Source organism: Phenylobacterium sp. (assembly GCF_031360265.1).
In the GTDB taxonomy this organism is placed as follows: domain Bacteria; phylum Pseudomonadota; class Alphaproteobacteria; order Caulobacterales; family Caulobacteraceae; genus Phenylobacterium.
The window spans coordinates 1-16,221 of record NZ_JANMBF010000077.1; the positions used below are offsets into that span (position 1 = coordinate 1).

Genomic DNA, 16,221 nt, shown 5'->3' on the forward strand with positions numbered 1-16,221 from the left:
TGCAGCCATTGTCGGCTTTCCGTTCGGCGATGTGGACCACCGGCTCGGGTTCGATCCGCGGCTGGATGGCCTGGCGAAGCCCCGCCGGGCTGAATACGGCATCGACGAACGACAGCACCTGCGGGGTGGAGCGGAAGGAGGACACCAGGTCCACGCGTTCGAACCGCGCGCCAGCGCCGCGCGCCCGGCTCTGGTGGAAGGCGAACTCGTGGATCAGCTGTTCGGGCTGGGCGCCCTGGAACGAATAGATCGACTGTTTCTCGTCACCGACCACGAACATCTGGCGACGACCGGCCCCAGCCCCGGGCACGCCTTCGCCGGAGAAGAACTCGCCGGTCAGGGCGCGGACGATCTCCCACTGCTCCGGTGCGGTGTCCTGCGCCTCGTCCACCAGGACGTGGTCGATGCCGCCGTCGAGCTTGTAGAGCACCCAGGCCGCCGCCGGGCGGCTGCTCAGGAGCTGTCGGGTGTTCTCGATCAGGTCGGCGAAATCGAGCGCGCCGGCGAACCCCTTCTCGACCCGATAGGCGGCCAGATAGGCGTCGGCCAGGGTTAGGGCGTAGACCGTGTCCCAGGCCACGGCGGCGGACCGCATCCGTCCGCGCGCCGCCTCCAGCCGCGCCTGTTCGGCGAGCAGGGCCTGGCGAAGCTCGGGGCGGGTTTTCAGGATCGCGCTGGTTTCCACCCATTTGGCCGCGCCGCCCTCGCCGCCGGCGGTGAACAGGACGCCCAGCGCCCGGGCGAACGCGTCGGCCGGCTCCGCCGCCACCGCCGCCATCCGCGCGGCGTTCGCCTTGTCGCTCGGCGTGCCTTCCGACAGGGTCGCCACGGCCAGCCGCCAGATCGCGCGGTCCAGCTGGCCCATGGCCGCCTCGGCGATCTGGTCGACATCGGCGGGGCCGTTGAAGCCGCAGGTTCGCCAGATCCAAGCCTGGGCGCCCTCGATCCCCTCGGTGCGGCGCAGGAAGCCGCTCAACAGGCCGCGGCGCGCCTCGAAGTCGGTGAACATCTTCTCGAAGCTCTGGAAGTCCAGGCTCACCGAGAGCCGGGCGTAGGCTTCGGAGACGCCGCCATCGCCGGCCAGCGCATGGCGGGCCACGGCGTCGCGGGCCGCCTTGGCGACCGCGGCCGCCGCCGGGTCATCCATCACCTGGAACCCGGGCGAGACCCCGGCCTCCAGCGGGAAGCGGCGCAGGAGCTTCTCGCAGAACGCGTGGATGGTCTGGATTTTCAGGCCCCCGGGGGTCTCCAGGGCGCGGGCGAAGAGCGTGCGGGCCTGGGAGAGCTCGGCCGGATCGAGGGTCCGGTCCTCCAGCCGGGCGAGGCGCAGGGCCAGCTCGGCGTCCGGCAGCACCGACCAGTCGCCCAGCAGTTCGAACAGCCGGCGCTGCATCTCCGCGGCCGCGGCCTTGGTGTAGGTGACACAAAGGATGGCCTCGGGCCTGACGCCCGCCAGCAACAGGCGCGCCACCCGGTCGATCAGGGTCTTGGTCTTGCCCGATCCGGCGTTGGCGGTGACAAAGGCCGACAGGGCGGGATCGGCGGCGATCCGCTGGCGGTCGGCGGGCGCGGTGGCGACATCGAGGCTCATGTCGCGTCGTCCTCGCCGCTGGTGGACCATTCGAACACCCGGGCCAGATGGTCGTAGTCCGAGGCGTAGAGCTTCACGAACTGTGGCGCGAGGCGCGAGGTGAAGCCGCGATCGGGGTCTCGATATTTGGCGATGAGCCGGGCGAGACCGCTCAGCGCCCCTTCCACGGCGTCCTGGCTCCGCAGCATCTGCTTTCCGTCGCCATCCGGTGAACCGCGTACAGTTGTGTGTCCAGCAGGTCTGCGCCCGGTGACTTGCAGATAGACCAGTTCGCCCGGCGCGGCCGCCGGCAGGCCGACAAAGCCGCCGCCGGCTAGAATGGCGGCGGTAAGGGTGAGCTGCGGCGAGAAGCCCGTCCGGACCATGCGCGCGCTTGGCGCGGCGCCGGTCTTGAAATCCAGGACATGACCCAGGCCATCGGGTCCGATTTCAATCCGGTCGGCCTTCGCGGCGACCGTGAAGGGCCGACCTTCAACATCAAAGGTGAGCTCGCCGGTTTGTTCCACCGCAATCACGCGGCCGTCGGCCCGTCGGGAAATCTCCATTTCGGCGACCCAGCGCGCGGCCTCGCGGGCCAGCGCGGTCTCCCGGGCCAGACCTTCCGGCGCCATGCCTTCGGCGACGAGCGCTTCAAGGTAGTAGGCTTCGAATCGGGCCGCGGCGGCGTCTGGGGCCGCGTCTGGCCAAGACTGAGCCAGGCGCTCGAACGCTCTGTGGATTGCTGTGCCGCGGAGTTTCGCGTCAACCGCCTCGTCTGGGGGGGGCAGCCGTCGGAGTTGCAGAATATCGCGCGCCCAGACCGTGTAGGGATCGCGCGCCAGCGCTTCGATGCGCGTCACGAACAGCTTGCTCGGCCGATCGCTCACCGGGGGCTTTGGCGAGGGCCGGCCATATGGAAGGTAGGTGTCCGGCGCATCCAGGCCGCGCGCCCAGTCGAGCACCTGCGGCCGGCCGGGGATCGCCAGGTCGGCGCCCTTGGCCAGAGTTTCCAGCCGCCACAGCCAGCGCGACTTGACCGATGGCGCGCCCTCACGGCGTTCGGTGTGCAGCAGGATGACCTCGGGCGCGCAGGCGGCCTGGGCGAAGTCGTGGGCGGCCAGCCCGATCCGCCGCTCGGGCGAGGGCAGGCCCAGGGTCTGGCGCATCGGCCGCGACAGGAATGGATCCGTCGGCGCCGCGGCCGGCCAGACGCCCTCCTCGAGCCCCGCCAGCACCAGCCGGTCGGCGCGCACCAGCCGGGCTTCGATCGCGCCCAGGATCCGCAGGCGCGGATGGGTGGCGCCGCCCGCGCGCACCGTCTCGCCCGCCATCAGCCGCTGCAACAGTTCGGCGAAACCGCGGGCGCTGGCCGGCGGCAGGCGTTCGGCGTCCAGGATCAGCCCGCTCAGCAGCCGGGCCGTGGCCTCGCCGCCGTGACCGGTCCACAGCTCGCCGGTTCCCCCCGCGCCGTCGTCGGCCAGGGCCTCCATCGCCGCGGCCGTGCGGCGCGCGGCCCGCGCCACCGGCTCCAGCTCGTGCGTCCAGGCAAGCGCCCCCACCACGACCTCCAGGCGTTCGGCCAGGGGCAGGGCCTGCGGGACCTTGGCGAGCCGCGCCTTCAACGCCGCCCAGGTGCGCGCGCGCGGGCCGCGCAGGGCGGCCCGTTCCAGGGCCCGGCTGTTTGGGGTCTGGTCGTCTGCGGGCCTGGACAACGGATGCTTCAGCAGGCCCAGCAGGGTGACCGGGTCCAGCGGGTCCACCGCCGCGCGCGCCGTCAGCGCGGCCAGGATCGCGCAGGACGACCCCGCCAGGCTCTCGCCGGCCGAGGAGTCGGGGACCACGCCCCAGCGCGCCAGCTTGGCCGCCACCCGACGCGCCAGCGCCGGGTCGGGGGTCACCAGCGCCGCCGTGCGATCCGGCGTCTCCAGGGTTTCGCGCAGCAGCAGGGCGACCACCGTAGCGGCCTCGTCCTCGGTGCGGGCGCTGATCGCCGACAGCCCTTTGAGCCCCTCGGCGATGGGATCGACATCCGGCGTCCCGCCTTCCGCGCGAAGCTTGCCGATCACCCCCAGCCAGTCGGCGGTCTCCTCGGCCGGGCGCAGCGCCTCGTTGACGATCCGCTGCCGCCAGCGGCCCGCCAGGTCGACGCGGCCCGAGGCGGGCCAGACGCGGACCGTGCTCTTGTCCACGCCGGCGCGGTCGAGCAGACGTTTCAGCGCGCCCTGCGGATGCTGCACATCGACTTTGGCCCAGGCGGTGTCGGCCAGGTTCTGGTCCAGCCCCGGCAGCACCACGCAGCCCTGCGGCGCCGCGGCGATGGCTATCAACAGGTCGCGGGTGGCCGGCGCCGTGCCGGTCGAGCCGGCGGCGACGATCACGCCTTTCGGCGGAGCCTCTGTCCACTGTTCGGCCAGCCTTCGCAGCAGCCGCACCCGGCGCGCACTGACATCCATCACGCCCAGCGCCGTCAGCCGTTGCGGCCAGTCGGCCAGCGCCGCCTCGAGGAACAGGCGCGAGACCTGCCAGTGCTCGGCCATCTCCGCATCGACCAGGCCAGCGAGCCCATCTTCGACCGCCACCTCCTCGATCTGCAGGCCGTCGAGGAATCCCGCCAGGGCGTCGGCCATCTCCAGCGCCGCGGCGGCCGTAAGCTCGCGGCCCGGCAACAGGTCCCAGTGGTTGGCCGCCAGGCGGGTGAGCTCGAACCGGCGCTTCAGAGGATCGATCGCCGCTGGCAGGTCCAGCGCCAGATCGCCCGGCTCGAAGGGCGGTTCGCCGCCCTCGAGATCGCCCAGTGGACGCATCCGCGGCGGCAGCATGGCTCCCCCCCCGGCGACCTGCGCAAAGGCGTCGGCCACGGCGCGCGCGCCGCGCCGGGTCGGGGTGAGCACCAGGGCCTGCGACAGGGCCTCAGGGCCTTGCGGGGCCAGGGCGTCATGCAGACCGCTGGCCAGGTCCTGGGCGAACGGCCGGTACGCCGGGATGTTGAACCAGCGCGGCCCGGGGCCGGTCAGCAGGGCGCTCATCTCAGCCTCGCCGCGGCGGCGTCGCGGGCCGCGGGATCGCCCACATGCATCCAGAAAGCGTCCATCGCCACGCCGTGGAGGCGACCTCGGGCCTGCAACGCGCGCCAGACCGGGATGATCGAAAAGGCCGCCTCTGTCTGGCCGTCGAGCACCTGGGGCTTGAGGATTCCGAAGCCGACGTTGGCGAACGGGGTGACCACATCGGGTGACGCCGAATGGGTCAATTGGCCGGCCTCGTTCATCAGGAACCCCTGCGGCCCCTCGAACCCTATTCCCTCGCCGCGCCTGACCAGCAGCAGCAGCAGGTCCATCCGCGCCGGATCCCAGGCGCGCTTCAAGGCCTCCAGCGCCGGCGCCCCCCGCTCAAGCCACAGCGAATCGATGTTGGCCACGAGGATCGGCGCCTCGCCCAGCATCGCGCGCGCATGCTGGAGGCCGCCGCCGGAATCCAGCAGCCCGGCGCGCTCGTCAGAGATCAGGATCTCAAGGTCGCGGCGCCGGCTCAGGTGCGCCTCCACCTGGTCGGCGAAGTGATGCACATTGACCACGGCCCGTTCGACGCCGGCCGCCACAAGCTTGTCGAGAACCCGGTCGATCAACGCCCGCCCGGCGACGGGGATCAGCGCCTTGGGCGTGTGATCGGTGAGCGGGCGCATCCGCGTGCCCAGGCCCGCGGCCAGCACCATGGCGGTGGTCGGGCCGGGCGTCACGCCCGCGCCTCGAGCGGCACGTGCCGGTCGAACCAGCGGCGCAGCCCCGCCAGCGCCGGGTCCGCGAGATCACGTTCCAGATAGCGCCAGGTGCGCGGCATGAAGACCTTGTAGTGCGCGCGGCCCAGCAAAGCCTGGCGGGCGAACACCCGGCCCAGAATACGCGCGGCGTTGGACGCGGCCAGGGCCCGATAGTCGCCGAGAAAGCCCTCGCGCTCGACGGCCGGCCGGGCGAGCAGGTAGCGCTCCAGCATCGCGCGCTCCAGCTCGGGCGCGACATCGCGGCGGGCGTCCTGCAGCAGATGGGTCAGGTCCCAGGCCGGGTGCGCCCGCAGCGCGTCCTGGAAATCGAGCAGGCCGACCCGGGCCACGCCGCGCCTGTCCGGCAGCCAGAGCAGGTTCTGAGCATGATAGTCGCGGTGACAGAAGACTCCGGCCCCGGCTTCGCCCCGCGCCCAGACCGGCGCCCAGAGCGCGTCCCATTCGGCGACGACGGCAGGGTCGAAGGCGGCCAGGCCCGCGAACCTCGGCCACCAGTCCAGGAACGTGTCGGTGGCGGTCTTCAGCGCCAGGGTGTCGTAGGTCAGCAGCGGCCAGTCCAGACCCTGGGCCGTCAGGAGGTCCGGCGGTCGCTGCGCGTGCAACTGGACCTGCACATCGACGGCGGCCTCGTAGAGCGGCCTCTCGGCCTGACCGCCGGCCATCAGGCTGGCGAACAGCCCGTCGCCCAGATCCTCCAGAACGGCCAGCCCGGCGTCGACATCGAAAGCCCTCACCTCGGGCGCCGAGAGGCCCTGCGCGCGCAGGTAGGCCGCAGTGGTGACAAAGGCCGCGATGGAGCCGGCCGCCAGCCGGGCGGCGGCGTTGTAGCCCAGGGCCAGGCGCTCGGCGTCGCTGGCCCCCGGCGGACAGATCGGCGTCTCCAGCACGGGCGCCTGGTCCATCAGGATCAGCGCGGGAGCGCCCGGCGGGTGCAATCGTTCATAGCTTCGCGTCGACGCATCCCCGGCCAACGGCTCGCGCCGGGCCGAGGCCAGCCCGTGGTCCGCCAGGAACCGGGCCTTCGTCGCCTCACGTTCAGACTTCAATCCAGAGTCCCTAGGCTGCGGCCTTGCCAGGCGCCGTGCGGCGTCATCCGCACGCGCCGCCCGTCGCCGTCAAAGGCGATCTCTACATCGAGTCGATCCGCGGGCAGGCGGCCTTCCAGCCGCTCCGGCCATTCGATCAGCGCGGCGCCCTCGTCCAGCGCCTCGTCGAGCCCGAGCTCATAGGCCTCGTCCGGGCGCGACAGCCGATAGAGGTCGAAGTGGGCAATGGTCAGGCGCCGGCCATCATAGACCTGGACCAGCGTGAAGGTGGGCGACGGGACGTCTTCGTCGGGCGTCGTCAGACTGCGGATGAGACCGCGCGCCAGGGTCGACTTGCCCGCGCCCAGCGGGCCAGACAGGCAAACCGCCTCGCCGACCCCCAGCACCCGGCCAAGGGCCGCGCCGAGCCGCGCGGTGGCCGCATCATCGGCCAGGATCATGCGAAGGCCCGATCGGGATCGCACGGCAGGTCGTCTTCCACGAAGACCTTGAGGTGGGCGATCGCCTCGGTCGGTTCGCCGTCCAGCGCCTCGAACCCGATCGGTCGACCGACGGTCAGGGCGAAGGCTCGCCCCTGTTTGTTGAGCAGCTCGTGGAACAGGGTGATGTCGCGCAGCTCGCCAGAGACCCGGTCGAACAGGTGGAACAGCCGCGACCAGGGCCCGGCCAGGTGCATCGGCACGATCGGCGTTTCATACTTGCGGGCCAGAGAGATCGCCGAAGGCGCCCAGGGCGGATCGGCGAGCCGGCCGTCCGGGCGGCGGCGCGCCAGGCGGCCGGCCGGGAAGATCACCAGGCACCGCTCGGCCTCCAGCGCCTCGCGGGTCAGCATCAGGGTCTCGCGGGTCCGCTCCCGCGTGCGCTTGGCCTCCACCCACTCCACCGGAATCAGCACCTCGGTGAGCCCGGGGGATATCCGGTGAGCGTCGGAGTTGGCGTAGAAGCAGAGATCCGGCCGGATGGTCTTCAGCCGATCATAGACCGCGATCCCGTCGGCGATCCCGGTGGGATGGTTGCAGACCACGATCAGTCGGCCCTCGCGGGGAATGCGCTCCAGACCGGTGGCCGCCACCTTGACACTCAGCAGCCTGGAGACGTGTTCGATCGCCGCGCGGCCGGGCAGCGCGGCGATCGCATCGGCCATCCGCCGCGCCTTTCCATAGTCGAGCACGCCATAGAGCAGCGGCCGCAACAGGGGCCAGGCGGGGCTCGCCGCCAGCCGGGGCGCGCGCTCGGCGATCAGCCGGTCGACGATATGGTCGCGGGGCCGCGCCGGGTCGAAGGTCTGGGCGGGCGAGGCAATCGTCATGGCCGGAAGATGCGCTGTCGGATGATCCTTGAGCAAGCGCCAGGGCCTGTCCCGGCTAGGCGACCGCGCCGAGAAAGCTTAAAAGCCCCGCATGCGTGACATCACCCACTTCATCGACGGCGTCTCGGTCGCCGGCACGAGCCGCCGCTTCGGCGACATCTACAATCCCAATACCGGCGAGGTGCAGGCCCGCGTGGCGCTCGCCAGTGTCGGCGAACTGGACGCCGCCGTGGCCTCGGCGGTCCGCGCCCAACAGGTCTGGGCGCTGGTCAATCCGCAACGGCGCGCGCGGGTGATGTTCGATTTCAAGCGCCTGATCGAAGCCAATATGAACGATCTGGCCGAACTCCTGTCCTGCGAGCACGGCAAGGTCGTGGCCGACTCGAAAGGCGACATCCAGCGGGGCCTCGAAGTCATCGAGTTCGCCTGCGGCATCCCGCACGCGCTGAAGGGCGAATATACCGAAGGCGCCGGCCCCGGCATCGACGTCTATTCCATGCGCCAGCCGCTGGGCGTAACCGCGGGAATCACGCCCTTCAACTTCCCGGCGATGATCCCGATGTGGATGTTCGGCATCTCCATCGCGGTGGGCAACACCTTCATCCTCAAGCCGTCGGAGAAGGACCCGTCCGTTCCGGTCCGGCTGGCCGAACTGATGATGGAAGCCGGCGCCCCCAAGGGTGTGCTGAACGTGGTCCACGGCGACAAGGTCTCGGTCGACGCCATCCTCGACCACCCGGACATCAAGGCCGTCAGCTTCGTCGGCTCGTCGGACATCGCTCAGTACGTCTATTCGCGCGGCACGGCGGCGGGCAAGCGCGTCCAGGCCATGGGCGGGGCCAAGAACCACGGCGTCATCCTGCCCGACGCCGACCTCGACCAGGCGGTGAAGGATATCGTCGGCGCGGCGTACGGCTCGGCCGGCGAGCGCTGCATGGCGCTGCCGGTGGTCGTGCCGGTGGGCACCAGGACCGCCGAGGCTTTCCGCGAGAAGATGCTGGCCGAGATCGAGACCCTGAAGGTCGGGATCTCCACCGACGCCGCCGCGCAATACGGCCCGGTGGTCTCCGCCGCCCACCGCCGCAAGGTCTCCGACTACATCCAGCTGGGCGTCGAGGAAGGCGCCGAACTGGTGGTCGATGGCCGGGGCTTCACCCTGCAGGGCTACGAGCAGGGCTTCTTCATCGGCCCCTCGATGTTCGACCGGGTGAAGCCTGACATGCGCACCTACCAGGAAGAAATCTTCGGCCCGGTCCTGCAGATCGTCCGGGCCGAGACCTTCGAGGAAGCCGTGGGCCTGCCCAGCCAGCACCAGTACGGCAACGGCGTGGCCATCTTCACCCGCAACGGCCGCGCCGCGCGCGAGTTCGCCGCCCGCGTCAACGTCGGCATGGTCGGGATCAATGTGCCGATCCCGGTGCCGGTGGCCTACCACTCCTTCGGCGGCTGGAAGCGCTCGGCCTTCGGCGACGCCAACCAGCACGGCATGGAGGGCGTGCGCTTCTACACCAAGGTCAAGACCATCACCGCCCGCTGGCCGGAGGGCGCCACCGCAGATAGCGCCTTCATCATCCCGACGATGGGCTGAGGGTGCGGGCCTTGCGCCTGTGGGCGAGTCTGGCCCTGGTGCTGGCCCTCGCGGGCGCGGCCGGCTGGGCCTACTGGAACTTCGAGATCCGCTGGCGGCCGACGCTGATCACCCGCCACCAGCAGGAGATCGCAGCACTCCTGCAATCGTCGGGCTGGGTGGCGCCGGGGTTGGCGGGCAAGAAGCTCTACATGATCTCGTTCCACACCGCTCCCCAGGGCGAGCGGTTCATGGCTGACGATTTCCCAGGGCTTCAGAAGAAGGGCGTCGACACCCGCGTCATCGTCATCGCCCGCCCCGATCTCAACGGTCAGGCGCAATCGACACCCGCCGAGCGCGCCACCGTGGCCCAGCTCTGGCTTGGGCGCGACTGGAGCCTTTTGACCCGCTGGGAGGCGGATCCCGCGAACACCTGGACCGCGCCAGGCATTCCCGGCGCCGATGGCGATATGGCCCGCACCGCGGTGGTCGAGGCCGGTCGCGGCCTGGTGGTCAAGCTCGCGCCGCTGCTTAAGGACAACGGGGTCGTCTTCGCCTATCCGACGCTGGTCTGGTGGAACGACAAGGGCGAGATGCGCGCCTGCGCCTGCGCCACGCGCCAGGCCCAGGCCCGCGCGCTCCGGGACCTCGGGGTCTAGCCTCCGGGCATGGCGTCCGCTCTGCAAGCCGCCTACGACGCCCGCCTGGCGCGGGGGGAAATCCGGCCCGATCCGGCGCAGGCCGCCGGCCTGGCGGCGCTGCTGCGACTGGAAGCTGACCTGGCGGCCGCGCCGCCACCTGGCCGCTTGACCGCGCTGTTCCGCAAGCCGGAACCGCGGCGTGGCGTCTACCTCTGGGGGCCGGTCGGACGCGGCAAGTCGATGCTGATGGACCTGTTCGTGACGTCGGTCGGGCCGGCCGCGCGGCGCACCCACTTCCACGTGTTCATGGGCGAGATCCACCGGCTGATCGGCGCCTGGCGCGGCGGCGACGCCGCCGCCCGCAAGGCGAAGTTCGGCCAGCACAGGGGCGACGATCCGATCCCGCCCGTCGCCGACGTGGTCGCCCTGGCGTCACGCCTGCTGTGCTTCGACGAATTCCAGGTCACCGACATCGCCGACGCCATGATCCTGGGCCGGCTGTTCGAGGCGCTGTTCGCCCGCGGCGTGACCCTGGTGGCGACCTCCAACCGGGCGCCCGACGCCCTCTACCGGGACGGCATCAACCGCCAGCTGTTTCTGCCCTTCATCGATCTGCTGAAGACCCGCCTCGAGGTGGTGGCCGTGGCGGGCGGCCACGACTATCGGCTGGATCGGCTGCGCGCCGCGGGGACCTGGTTTTCGCCGGCCGACCCGGACAACAGCCGGTCCTTCGAGGCGCTCTGGCGCGACCTGCTGGGGCCGGAGGCGGAAGACGGGGCCACGCTCGAGGTGCTGGGCCGCAAGATCCACCTGCCGCACGCCGCCGGCGGCCTGGTGCGCGCCAGCTTCGCCAGCCTGTGCTCGGTGGCTCTGGGCCCGAACGACTATGTGGCTCTGGCCGCCCGATTTCACACGGTGTTCCTTGAGGATCTGCCCAGGCTGACGCCGGGCCGCCGCGAGGAGGCGCGCCGCTTCGTCATCCTGATCGACACCCTCTACGAGGCCCGCACCCGGCTGATCGTCCTGGCCGAGGCGGCGCCCGCGGACCTCTATCCGGCCGGCGACGGCGCCTTCGAATTCGAACGCACGGCCTCGCGGCTGGAAGAGATGCGCTCGGCCGATTGGCTGAGCGAACCCGGCTGAACGGGCTCCGCGGCGGGCGCGGCCCGATGCGGTCCCCCGATGCACCGCCCCGATGCAACCTCAGGTGCAGGCCCGCGCCGCCACAACGTTAACGAAGCGACAACCATACCGGGCTCCATTGGAAGCTGCGGTCGCAGGACCGTCCGCGTTTGCGTTCCCCTCGCCCCAGGATACCGATGCCCCAGGCCGCGCCAGCTTCCGTCCCGGAATTTCCCGCCCGTCGCCCGGCCAACCCCGCGCCCAGCCTCGGCCTGGCCTTTCTTGGCCGCCGCTGCTTCGAGGGGGAGGGCGTCACCGAGGTGTGGGATGGGCTGATCGCGCGGTTGACCGCCGACCCCCTGGACGCCGGCGCCATGCTGGACCTGTCCACCCTGCTGCAGATGCGGGGTGAGCGGGACAGGGGGCTGGAGCTGCAGGCCGCCGCCCTGGCCAGCTGTCGCTGGTATCGCACCTCGCACGGCTCGGGCCAGGGCCTGCGGATTCTGGCGCTGGCCATCGCCGGCGACCTAATGACCAACACCCCCATCGACTTTCTGCTCGAGGGCTCCGACATCGAGCTGACCACCTGCTATGTCGATGCCGGCCTGCCGTCGCCGGCGGAGATGCCCGACCACGACGTCGCCTTCCTGGCCATCGGCCTGTCCGACCACGGCGAGGCGATCTTGCGCCAGCTCGACGGCGCCTTCGACGGCTGGCCGCAGCCGGTGGTGAACGGACGCGCCGAGCGGATCGCCGCCCTCACCCGCGATGGGGTCGCCGACCGCTTCGCCGGACATCCCGACATCGCCTGTCCTACCACGCGCCGGGTCGATCGCGATGTCCTGCGCCAGGTGGTGGGCGGCGGGACAACTCTGGCGGCGATCCACGCCGACCTGGTCTTTCCCGTGATCGCGCGCCCGATCGCCTCGCACGCCGGCGCCGGGCTGGAGAAACTCGACGATCCGGCGGGCCTGGCGGCCTATCTGGCGGCCCATCCCGACCCCGAGTTCTTTGTCACCCGCTTCTTCGACTACAGCGACGCCGACGGCCGGTTCCGCAAGCTGCGCGTGGTGCTGGTCGACGGTCGGCCCTTCGTCAGCCATATGGCCGTCTCGGCCCGCTGGATGGTGCACTATCTGAACGCCGACATGGGCGAGGCCGCGCATCGGGCCGAGGAGGCTGAGGTCATGGCGAGCTTTGATCAGGGCTTCGCCGCGCGCCACGCCGGCGCATTCCAGGCCCTGTCGAAAACCCTTGGGCTCGACTATTTCGGCATCGACTGCGCCGAGACCTCGGACGGCCGGCTGCTGGTCTTCGAGGTCGACGTTGCGATGATCGTCCACGCCATGGATTCAGCGGACCTCTATCCCTACAAGAAGCCGGCGATGGCCAAGCTGTTTTCGGCCTTCGCCGCCAGCCTGACGGCATCGGCCCGGCGGGGGCGGATCGCGGCCTGACCGCGGCGGCCGAGCTGGCCAGGCGTCAGGCCCGCAGGCTCTCCACCAGATGTCGCGCGGAGGGGCGCAGCTCGCCGATGGCGCGCACGACGATGGTCAGGTCGCGGATCGCCCAGTCGTCGGAAAGGTCGATGACGCTGAGCGCCATGGTCTTGACCGCGCGGGCCGCCGTGGTCTGCGGCACCACGCCGACGCCGACGCCGCATTCCACCAGCCGGCAGACCGCGTCGAAGCTGCGCAGCTGGACGCGCAGCCGCAAGGGGTGGCCCTCCCGCGCGGCCTTGCCGGTCAGGAACCGCTGCAGGGAACTGGAGCGCTCAAGACCCACGAAGTCATAGTCCAAGACCTGGGCGAACCTCACCTGAGCCTGGGTCGCCAGCGGATGGTCCACGGCGGTCACCACCACGAAGCGATCGGACCGGAACGGATAGGTGGCCAGGGCGCCCACGTTCACGGTGCCGGCGACGATGCCGATATCGGCGACCCCTTCGGCCACCAGGCCGACGATCTCGTCGGAGAGGCGCTCTTCCAGATCGACGCTGACCTGCGGATGGGCGGCCAGGAAGGCCGACAACGCCTCGGGCAGAAATTCGGTCAGGGCATTGGTATTGGCCAGCAGCCGCACCTCGCCCGAGGCGCCGCCGGCGAAGGCGCCCAGATCCTCCCGCAGCCGCGCGGCCTGGTCCAGTACGGCGCGGGCGTGCTTCAGCAGGGTGCGGCCGGCGGGGGTCGGCGTGACCCCCTGGCGCGAGCGGGTCAGCAGCGGGGCGCCAAGGCTCTGTTCCATCGACCGGATACGGGCCGAGGCGGCCGCCAGGGCCAGGGCGCAGCGCTCCGCCCCGGCGGTGATGGAGCCTGCGTCCACCGCCTCGCAGAACAGCCGCAGATCGATCAGATCGAAGCGCATCCTTCGCCTTTCGCGAAGGAATACTACAGGATTGACGGCTTGTGCGGCAGCTCGAATAGCCCAAGACTTCGGAATTTGCGAAGGATGGGCGAGCCCCGCGAGCGCCCGTGGCGAGGCTTCGTTGACAGTCCTCGCGCGGTGCTTACAAGCGGACGCACCTCCGGACAGGATCGAGCGGCGCAAACCGATGACCGACGTTTCCAAACCCCGCCGCGAACCGCCGGTCTCGCCGCACCTGTTGACCGGCGGCCTGATCTCGCCGCCGCTATGGCGCTGGCATCTGACCATGCTGACCTCGATCCTGCACCGCGCGACCGGCGTCGCGCTCTATGCGGGCGGGCTGATGGTGGCGGCCTGGGCGATGGCCCTGGCGCAGGGGCCCGAGCGGTATGGGCAGGTCAAGGCGCTGCTTGGCTCGTGGCCGGGCAAGGTGGTGATCTTCGGCCTGACCCTCAGCTGCTTCTTCCACCTGGCCAACGGCGTCCGCCACCTGGTCTGGGACACCGGGCGCGGGCTGGACGTCAAGAGCGCCAACGCCAGCGCGGTCGCCGCCCTGGCCTTCGCCGTCGCCGCGACGCTCGCGGTCTGGTGGATCGCCGGCCTGACGGGAGCGCTATGATGGCAAGCTATCGCACGCCGCTGTCGCGCGCCCGGGGCCTCGGCTCGGCCAAGCATGGGGTCGGGGCCTGGATCGCCGAGCGGGTCAGCGCCGTCGCCTTGGTTCCGCTGACCCTGTGGGCGGTCTATGGCGTGCTGCGGCTGGCGGCTGGCGACTATGGCTTCGCGGTCCACTGGGTGCGCGATCCATTGAACGCGGTGCTCAGTGTGCTGACCATCGCCATCGCCTTCTGGCATATGCACGCGGGCGTTCGCGTGGTTGTCGAGGACTACATCCACAAGACCGCGTCAAAGGCGGGCCTGCTGCTGATCAACCTCTTCGTCTGCGGGCTTTCCGGCGCGCTGGCGATCTTTTCGATCCTCAAGGTCGCGCTGAGCGGCGGAGTTTCCTGACCGATGGCGACCTACCAGTTCATCGATCACAAGTACGATGTCGTCGTCGTCGGCGCCGGCGGCTCGGGCCTGCGCGCGGCCCTGGGCTGCGCCGCGGCGGGCCTGAAAACCGCGTGCATCTCCAAGGTCTTCCCGACGCGGTCGCACACCGTCGCCGCGCAAGGCGGCATCTCGGCCTCGCTGGGCAACATGGGCGAGGACGACTGGCGCTGGCACATGTACGACACCGTCAAGGGGTCCGACTGGCTGGGCGACCAGGACGCCATCGAATACCTGGTCCGCAACGCGCCGGCGGCGGTCTATGAGCTTGAGCACTGGGGCGTGCCGTTCTCGCGCACCGACGAGGGCAAGATCTATCAGCGCGCCTTCGGCGGCATGACCCGCAACTATGGCGAGGCGCCGATCCAGCGCACCTGCGCCGCGGCCGACCGCACCGGCCACGCCATGCTGCACACCATGTACGGCCAGGCCCTGGCCAAGAAGACCGAGTTCTTCATCGAGTATTTCGCCCTCGACCTGATCATGGACCATGACGCTCAAGAGGGGGGCGTCTGCCGGGGTGTCACCGCGTGGAAGCTGGACGACGGAACCCTGCACCGCTTCCAGGCCCAGCAGGTGATCCTGGCGACCGGCGGCTATGGCCGGGCCTATTTCTCCTGCACGTCGGCCCACACCTGCACCGGCGACGGCGGCGGCATGGCCCTGCGCGCCGGATTGCCGCTACAGGACATGGAATTCGTGCAGTTCCATCCCACCGGCATCTATGGCGCCGGCTGCCTGATCACCGAGGGCGCGCGCGGCGAGGGCGGCTACCTGACCAATTCCGAAGGCGAGCGGTTCATGGAGCGCTATGCGCCCAGCGTGAAGGACCTCGCGCCCCGCGACATGGTCTCGCGCGCCATGACCATCGAGATCCGCGAAGGCCGCGGCGTCGGTCCGAAAAAGGACCACATCAACCTCCACCTGGATCACCTGGACCCCAAGGTGCTGCACGAGCGCCTGCCCGGCATCTCGGAAAGCGCCCGCATCTTCGCCGGGGTGGACGTCACCAAGGAGCCGATTCCGGTGCTGCCCACAGTGCACTACAATATGGGCGGGGTGCCGACGAACTTCTATTCCGAGGTGGTGACCAAGGCTGGCAAGGACCCCGATAAGGTGGTTCCCGGCCTGATGGCGGTGGGCGAGGCGGCCTGCGTATCCGTCCACGGCGCCAATCGGCTGGGCTCAAACTCGCTGATCGATCTGGTTGTGTTCGGGCGTTCGGCGGCGCTTCGCTGCGCCGATACAATCAAGGCCGGGGCGACGCAGGTCGAGCTGAAGCCAGAGATGACCGACGGGCACCTGGCCCGCTTCGACCGGCTGCGCAACGCGTCGGGCAAGACCACCACGGCGGCGCTGCGGCTGGAGATGCAGCAGGCCATGCAGGACGACGCCGCGGTGTTCCGCGCCGGCGACAGCCTGGCCTCCGGCGTCAACCGGCTGGACGCGGTGCAGGCCAGGCGCGCCGACTTGCACGTCACCGACCGCGCGATGATCTGGAACACCGACCTCATGGAGACGCTTGAGCTCGACAACCTGATCGGCCAGGCAGTGGTCACCGTGGTCGGCGCCGCCAACCGCACCGAGAGCCGCGGCGCCCACGCCCGCGAGGACTTCGCCGACCGCGACGACAAGACCTGGATGAAGCACACGCTGACCTGGTTCGACGACGCCACCGGCAAGGTCCGGATCGACTACCGTCCGGTGCATGACTTCACCATGACCAACGACATCGCCTACATCCCGCCCAAGGCGCGGGTCTACTAGGCGCGCG

The 16,221-nt window shown here is 70.6% G+C and carries 14 protein-coding genes; 7 read left to right on the forward strand and 7 right to left on the reverse strand.

The genetic code is table 11. The features are described 5' to 3' along the window. The 6 genes from RMN86_RS06415 to RMN86_RS06440 all read right to left on the reverse strand — a co-directional run. The coding region (locus RMN86_RS06415) for a UvrD-helicase domain-containing protein (RefSeq protein ID WP_309605003.1) at positions 1–1,591 on the reverse strand (1,591 nt) is incomplete at its 3' end. Continuing rightward, positions 1,588–4,596, reverse strand: a complete 3,009-nt coding sequence (addB, locus tag RMN86_RS06420) for a double-strand break repair protein AddB (RefSeq protein WP_309605004.1) — start codon at positions 4,594–4,596, stop codon at positions 1,588–1,590. The genes addB and RMN86_RS06415, both read right to left, overlap by 4 nt. Beyond that, positions 4,593–5,306 carry a nucleotidyltransferase family protein gene (locus tag RMN86_RS06425; RefSeq protein ID WP_309605005.1) on the reverse strand — a complete coding sequence of 238 codons (714 nt, stop codon included), beginning with the start codon at positions 5,304–5,306 and terminating at the stop codon, positions 4,593–4,595. Before RMN86_RS06425 ends, addB begins: the two co-directional genes overlap by 4 nt. Next, a complete protein-coding gene (gene amgK / locus RMN86_RS06430; RefSeq protein WP_309605006.1) occupies positions 5,303–6,394 on the reverse strand; it encodes an N-acetylmuramate/N-acetylglucosamine kinase AmgK in 1,092 nt (363 codons plus the stop codon). Before amgK ends, RMN86_RS06425 begins: the two co-directional genes overlap by 4 nt. Continuing rightward, complete coding sequence (gene tsaE, locus RMN86_RS06435; protein WP_309605007.1) at positions 6,391–6,834, reverse strand: tRNA (adenosine(37)-N6)-threonylcarbamoyltransferase complex ATPase subunit type 1 TsaE; 444 nt, start codon at positions 6,832–6,834, stop codon at positions 6,391–6,393. The genes amgK and tsaE overlap by 4 nt, the downstream gene beginning before the upstream one ends. Continuing rightward, positions 6,831–7,703 carry a 1-acyl-sn-glycerol-3-phosphate acyltransferase gene (locus RMN86_RS06440; RefSeq protein WP_309605008.1) on the reverse strand — a complete coding sequence of 291 codons (873 nt, stop codon included), beginning with the start codon at positions 7,701–7,703 and terminating at the stop codon, positions 6,831–6,833. The genes tsaE and RMN86_RS06440 overlap by 4 nt, the downstream gene beginning before the upstream one ends. A gap of 91 nt (positions 7,704–7,794) precedes the next feature. On the opposite strand from RMN86_RS06440, the gene RMN86_RS06445 reads away from it, so the two are divergent. The 4 genes from RMN86_RS06445 (at position 7,795) to RMN86_RS06460 (ending at position 12,490) form a co-directional block, all read left to right on the forward strand. Next, the gene (locus tag RMN86_RS06445) at positions 7,795–9,291 is read left to right on the forward strand and encodes a CoA-acylating methylmalonate-semialdehyde dehydrogenase (protein ID WP_309605009.1); all 1,497 of its coding nucleotides are present in this window, start codon (positions 7,795–7,797) and stop codon (positions 9,289–9,291) included. Between the two features lie 2 nt (positions 9,292–9,293). Then, positions 9,294–9,929, forward strand: coding sequence for a hypothetical protein (locus RMN86_RS06450; protein ID WP_405041328.1), 636 nt, complete (start codon positions 9,294–9,296; stop codon positions 9,927–9,929). A 9-nt stretch (positions 9,930–9,938) separates the two neighbouring features. Beyond that, complete coding sequence (gene zapE / locus RMN86_RS06455) at positions 9,939–11,054, forward strand: cell division protein ZapE (RefSeq protein ID WP_309605011.1); 1,116 nt, start codon at positions 9,939–9,941, stop codon at positions 11,052–11,054. A gap of 176 nt (positions 11,055–11,230) precedes the next feature. Beyond that, the gene (locus RMN86_RS06460; RefSeq protein ID WP_309605012.1) at positions 11,231–12,490 is read left to right on the forward strand and encodes a hypothetical protein; all 1,260 of its coding nucleotides are present in this window, start codon (positions 11,231–11,233) and stop codon (positions 12,488–12,490) included. Between the two features lie 25 nt (positions 12,491–12,515). On the opposite strand, the gene RMN86_RS06465 is transcribed toward RMN86_RS06460, so the two are convergent. Next, positions 12,516–13,397, reverse strand: coding sequence for a LysR substrate-binding domain-containing protein (locus RMN86_RS06465; RefSeq protein ID WP_309605013.1), 882 nt, complete (start codon positions 13,395–13,397; stop codon positions 12,516–12,518). A gap of 187 nt (positions 13,398–13,584) precedes the next feature. On the opposite strand from RMN86_RS06465, the gene sdhC reads away from it, so the two are divergent. From sdhC to sdhA, 3 genes are read left to right on the forward strand one after another with little or no spacing between them, the layout of a single operon-like run. Further along, positions 13,585–14,016, forward strand: coding sequence for a succinate dehydrogenase, cytochrome b556 subunit (gene sdhC, locus RMN86_RS06470; protein WP_309605014.1), 432 nt, complete (start codon positions 13,585–13,587; stop codon positions 14,014–14,016). Beyond that, complete coding sequence (sdhD, locus tag RMN86_RS06475; RefSeq protein WP_309605015.1) at positions 14,013–14,408, forward strand: succinate dehydrogenase, hydrophobic membrane anchor protein; 396 nt, start codon at positions 14,013–14,015, stop codon at positions 14,406–14,408. The genes sdhC and sdhD overlap by 4 nt, the downstream gene beginning before the upstream one ends. A gap of 3 nt (positions 14,409–14,411) precedes the next feature. Continuing rightward, positions 14,412–16,214: a succinate dehydrogenase flavoprotein subunit gene (gene sdhA / locus RMN86_RS06480; RefSeq protein WP_309605016.1), complete on the forward strand. Its 1,803-nt coding sequence runs from the start codon at positions 14,412–14,414 to the stop codon at positions 16,212–16,214. The last annotated feature ends 7 nt before the right edge of the window (positions 16,215–16,221 follow it).

Coding starts and splice junctions, on each gene's coding strand:
- RMN86_RS06460 (WP_309605012.1), top strand. CDS start 11,231: ATGCCCCAGGCCGCGCCAGCTTCCGTCCCGGAATTTCCCGCCCGTCGC.
- RMN86_RS06440 (WP_309605008.1), bottom strand. CDS start 7,703: ATGACGATTGCCTCGCCCGCCCAGACCTTCGACCCGGCGCGGCCCCGC.
- sdhA (WP_309605016.1), top strand. CDS start 14,412: ATGGCGACCTACCAGTTCATCGATCACAAGTACGATGTCGTCGTCGTC.
- addB (WP_309605004.1), bottom strand. CDS start 4,596: ATGAGCGCCCTGCTGACCGGCCCCGGGCCGCGCTGGTTCAACATCCCG.
- RMN86_RS06465 (WP_309605013.1), bottom strand. CDS start 13,397: ATGCGCTTCGATCTGATCGATCTGCGGCTGTTCTGCGAGGCGGTGGAC.
- tsaE (WP_309605007.1), bottom strand. CDS start 6,834: ATGATCCTGGCCGATGATGCGGCCACCGCGCGGCTCGGCGCGGCCCTT.
- sdhC (WP_309605014.1), top strand. CDS start 13,585: ATGACCGACGTTTCCAAACCCCGCCGCGAACCGCCGGTCTCGCCGCAC.
- RMN86_RS06445 (WP_309605009.1), top strand. CDS start 7,795: ATGCGTGACATCACCCACTTCATCGACGGCGTCTCGGTCGCCGGCACG.
- zapE (WP_309605011.1), top strand. CDS start 9,939: ATGGCGTCCGCTCTGCAAGCCGCCTACGACGCCCGCCTGGCGCGGGGG.
- sdhD (WP_309605015.1), top strand. CDS start 14,013: ATGATGGCAAGCTATCGCACGCCGCTGTCGCGCGCCCGGGGCCTCGGC.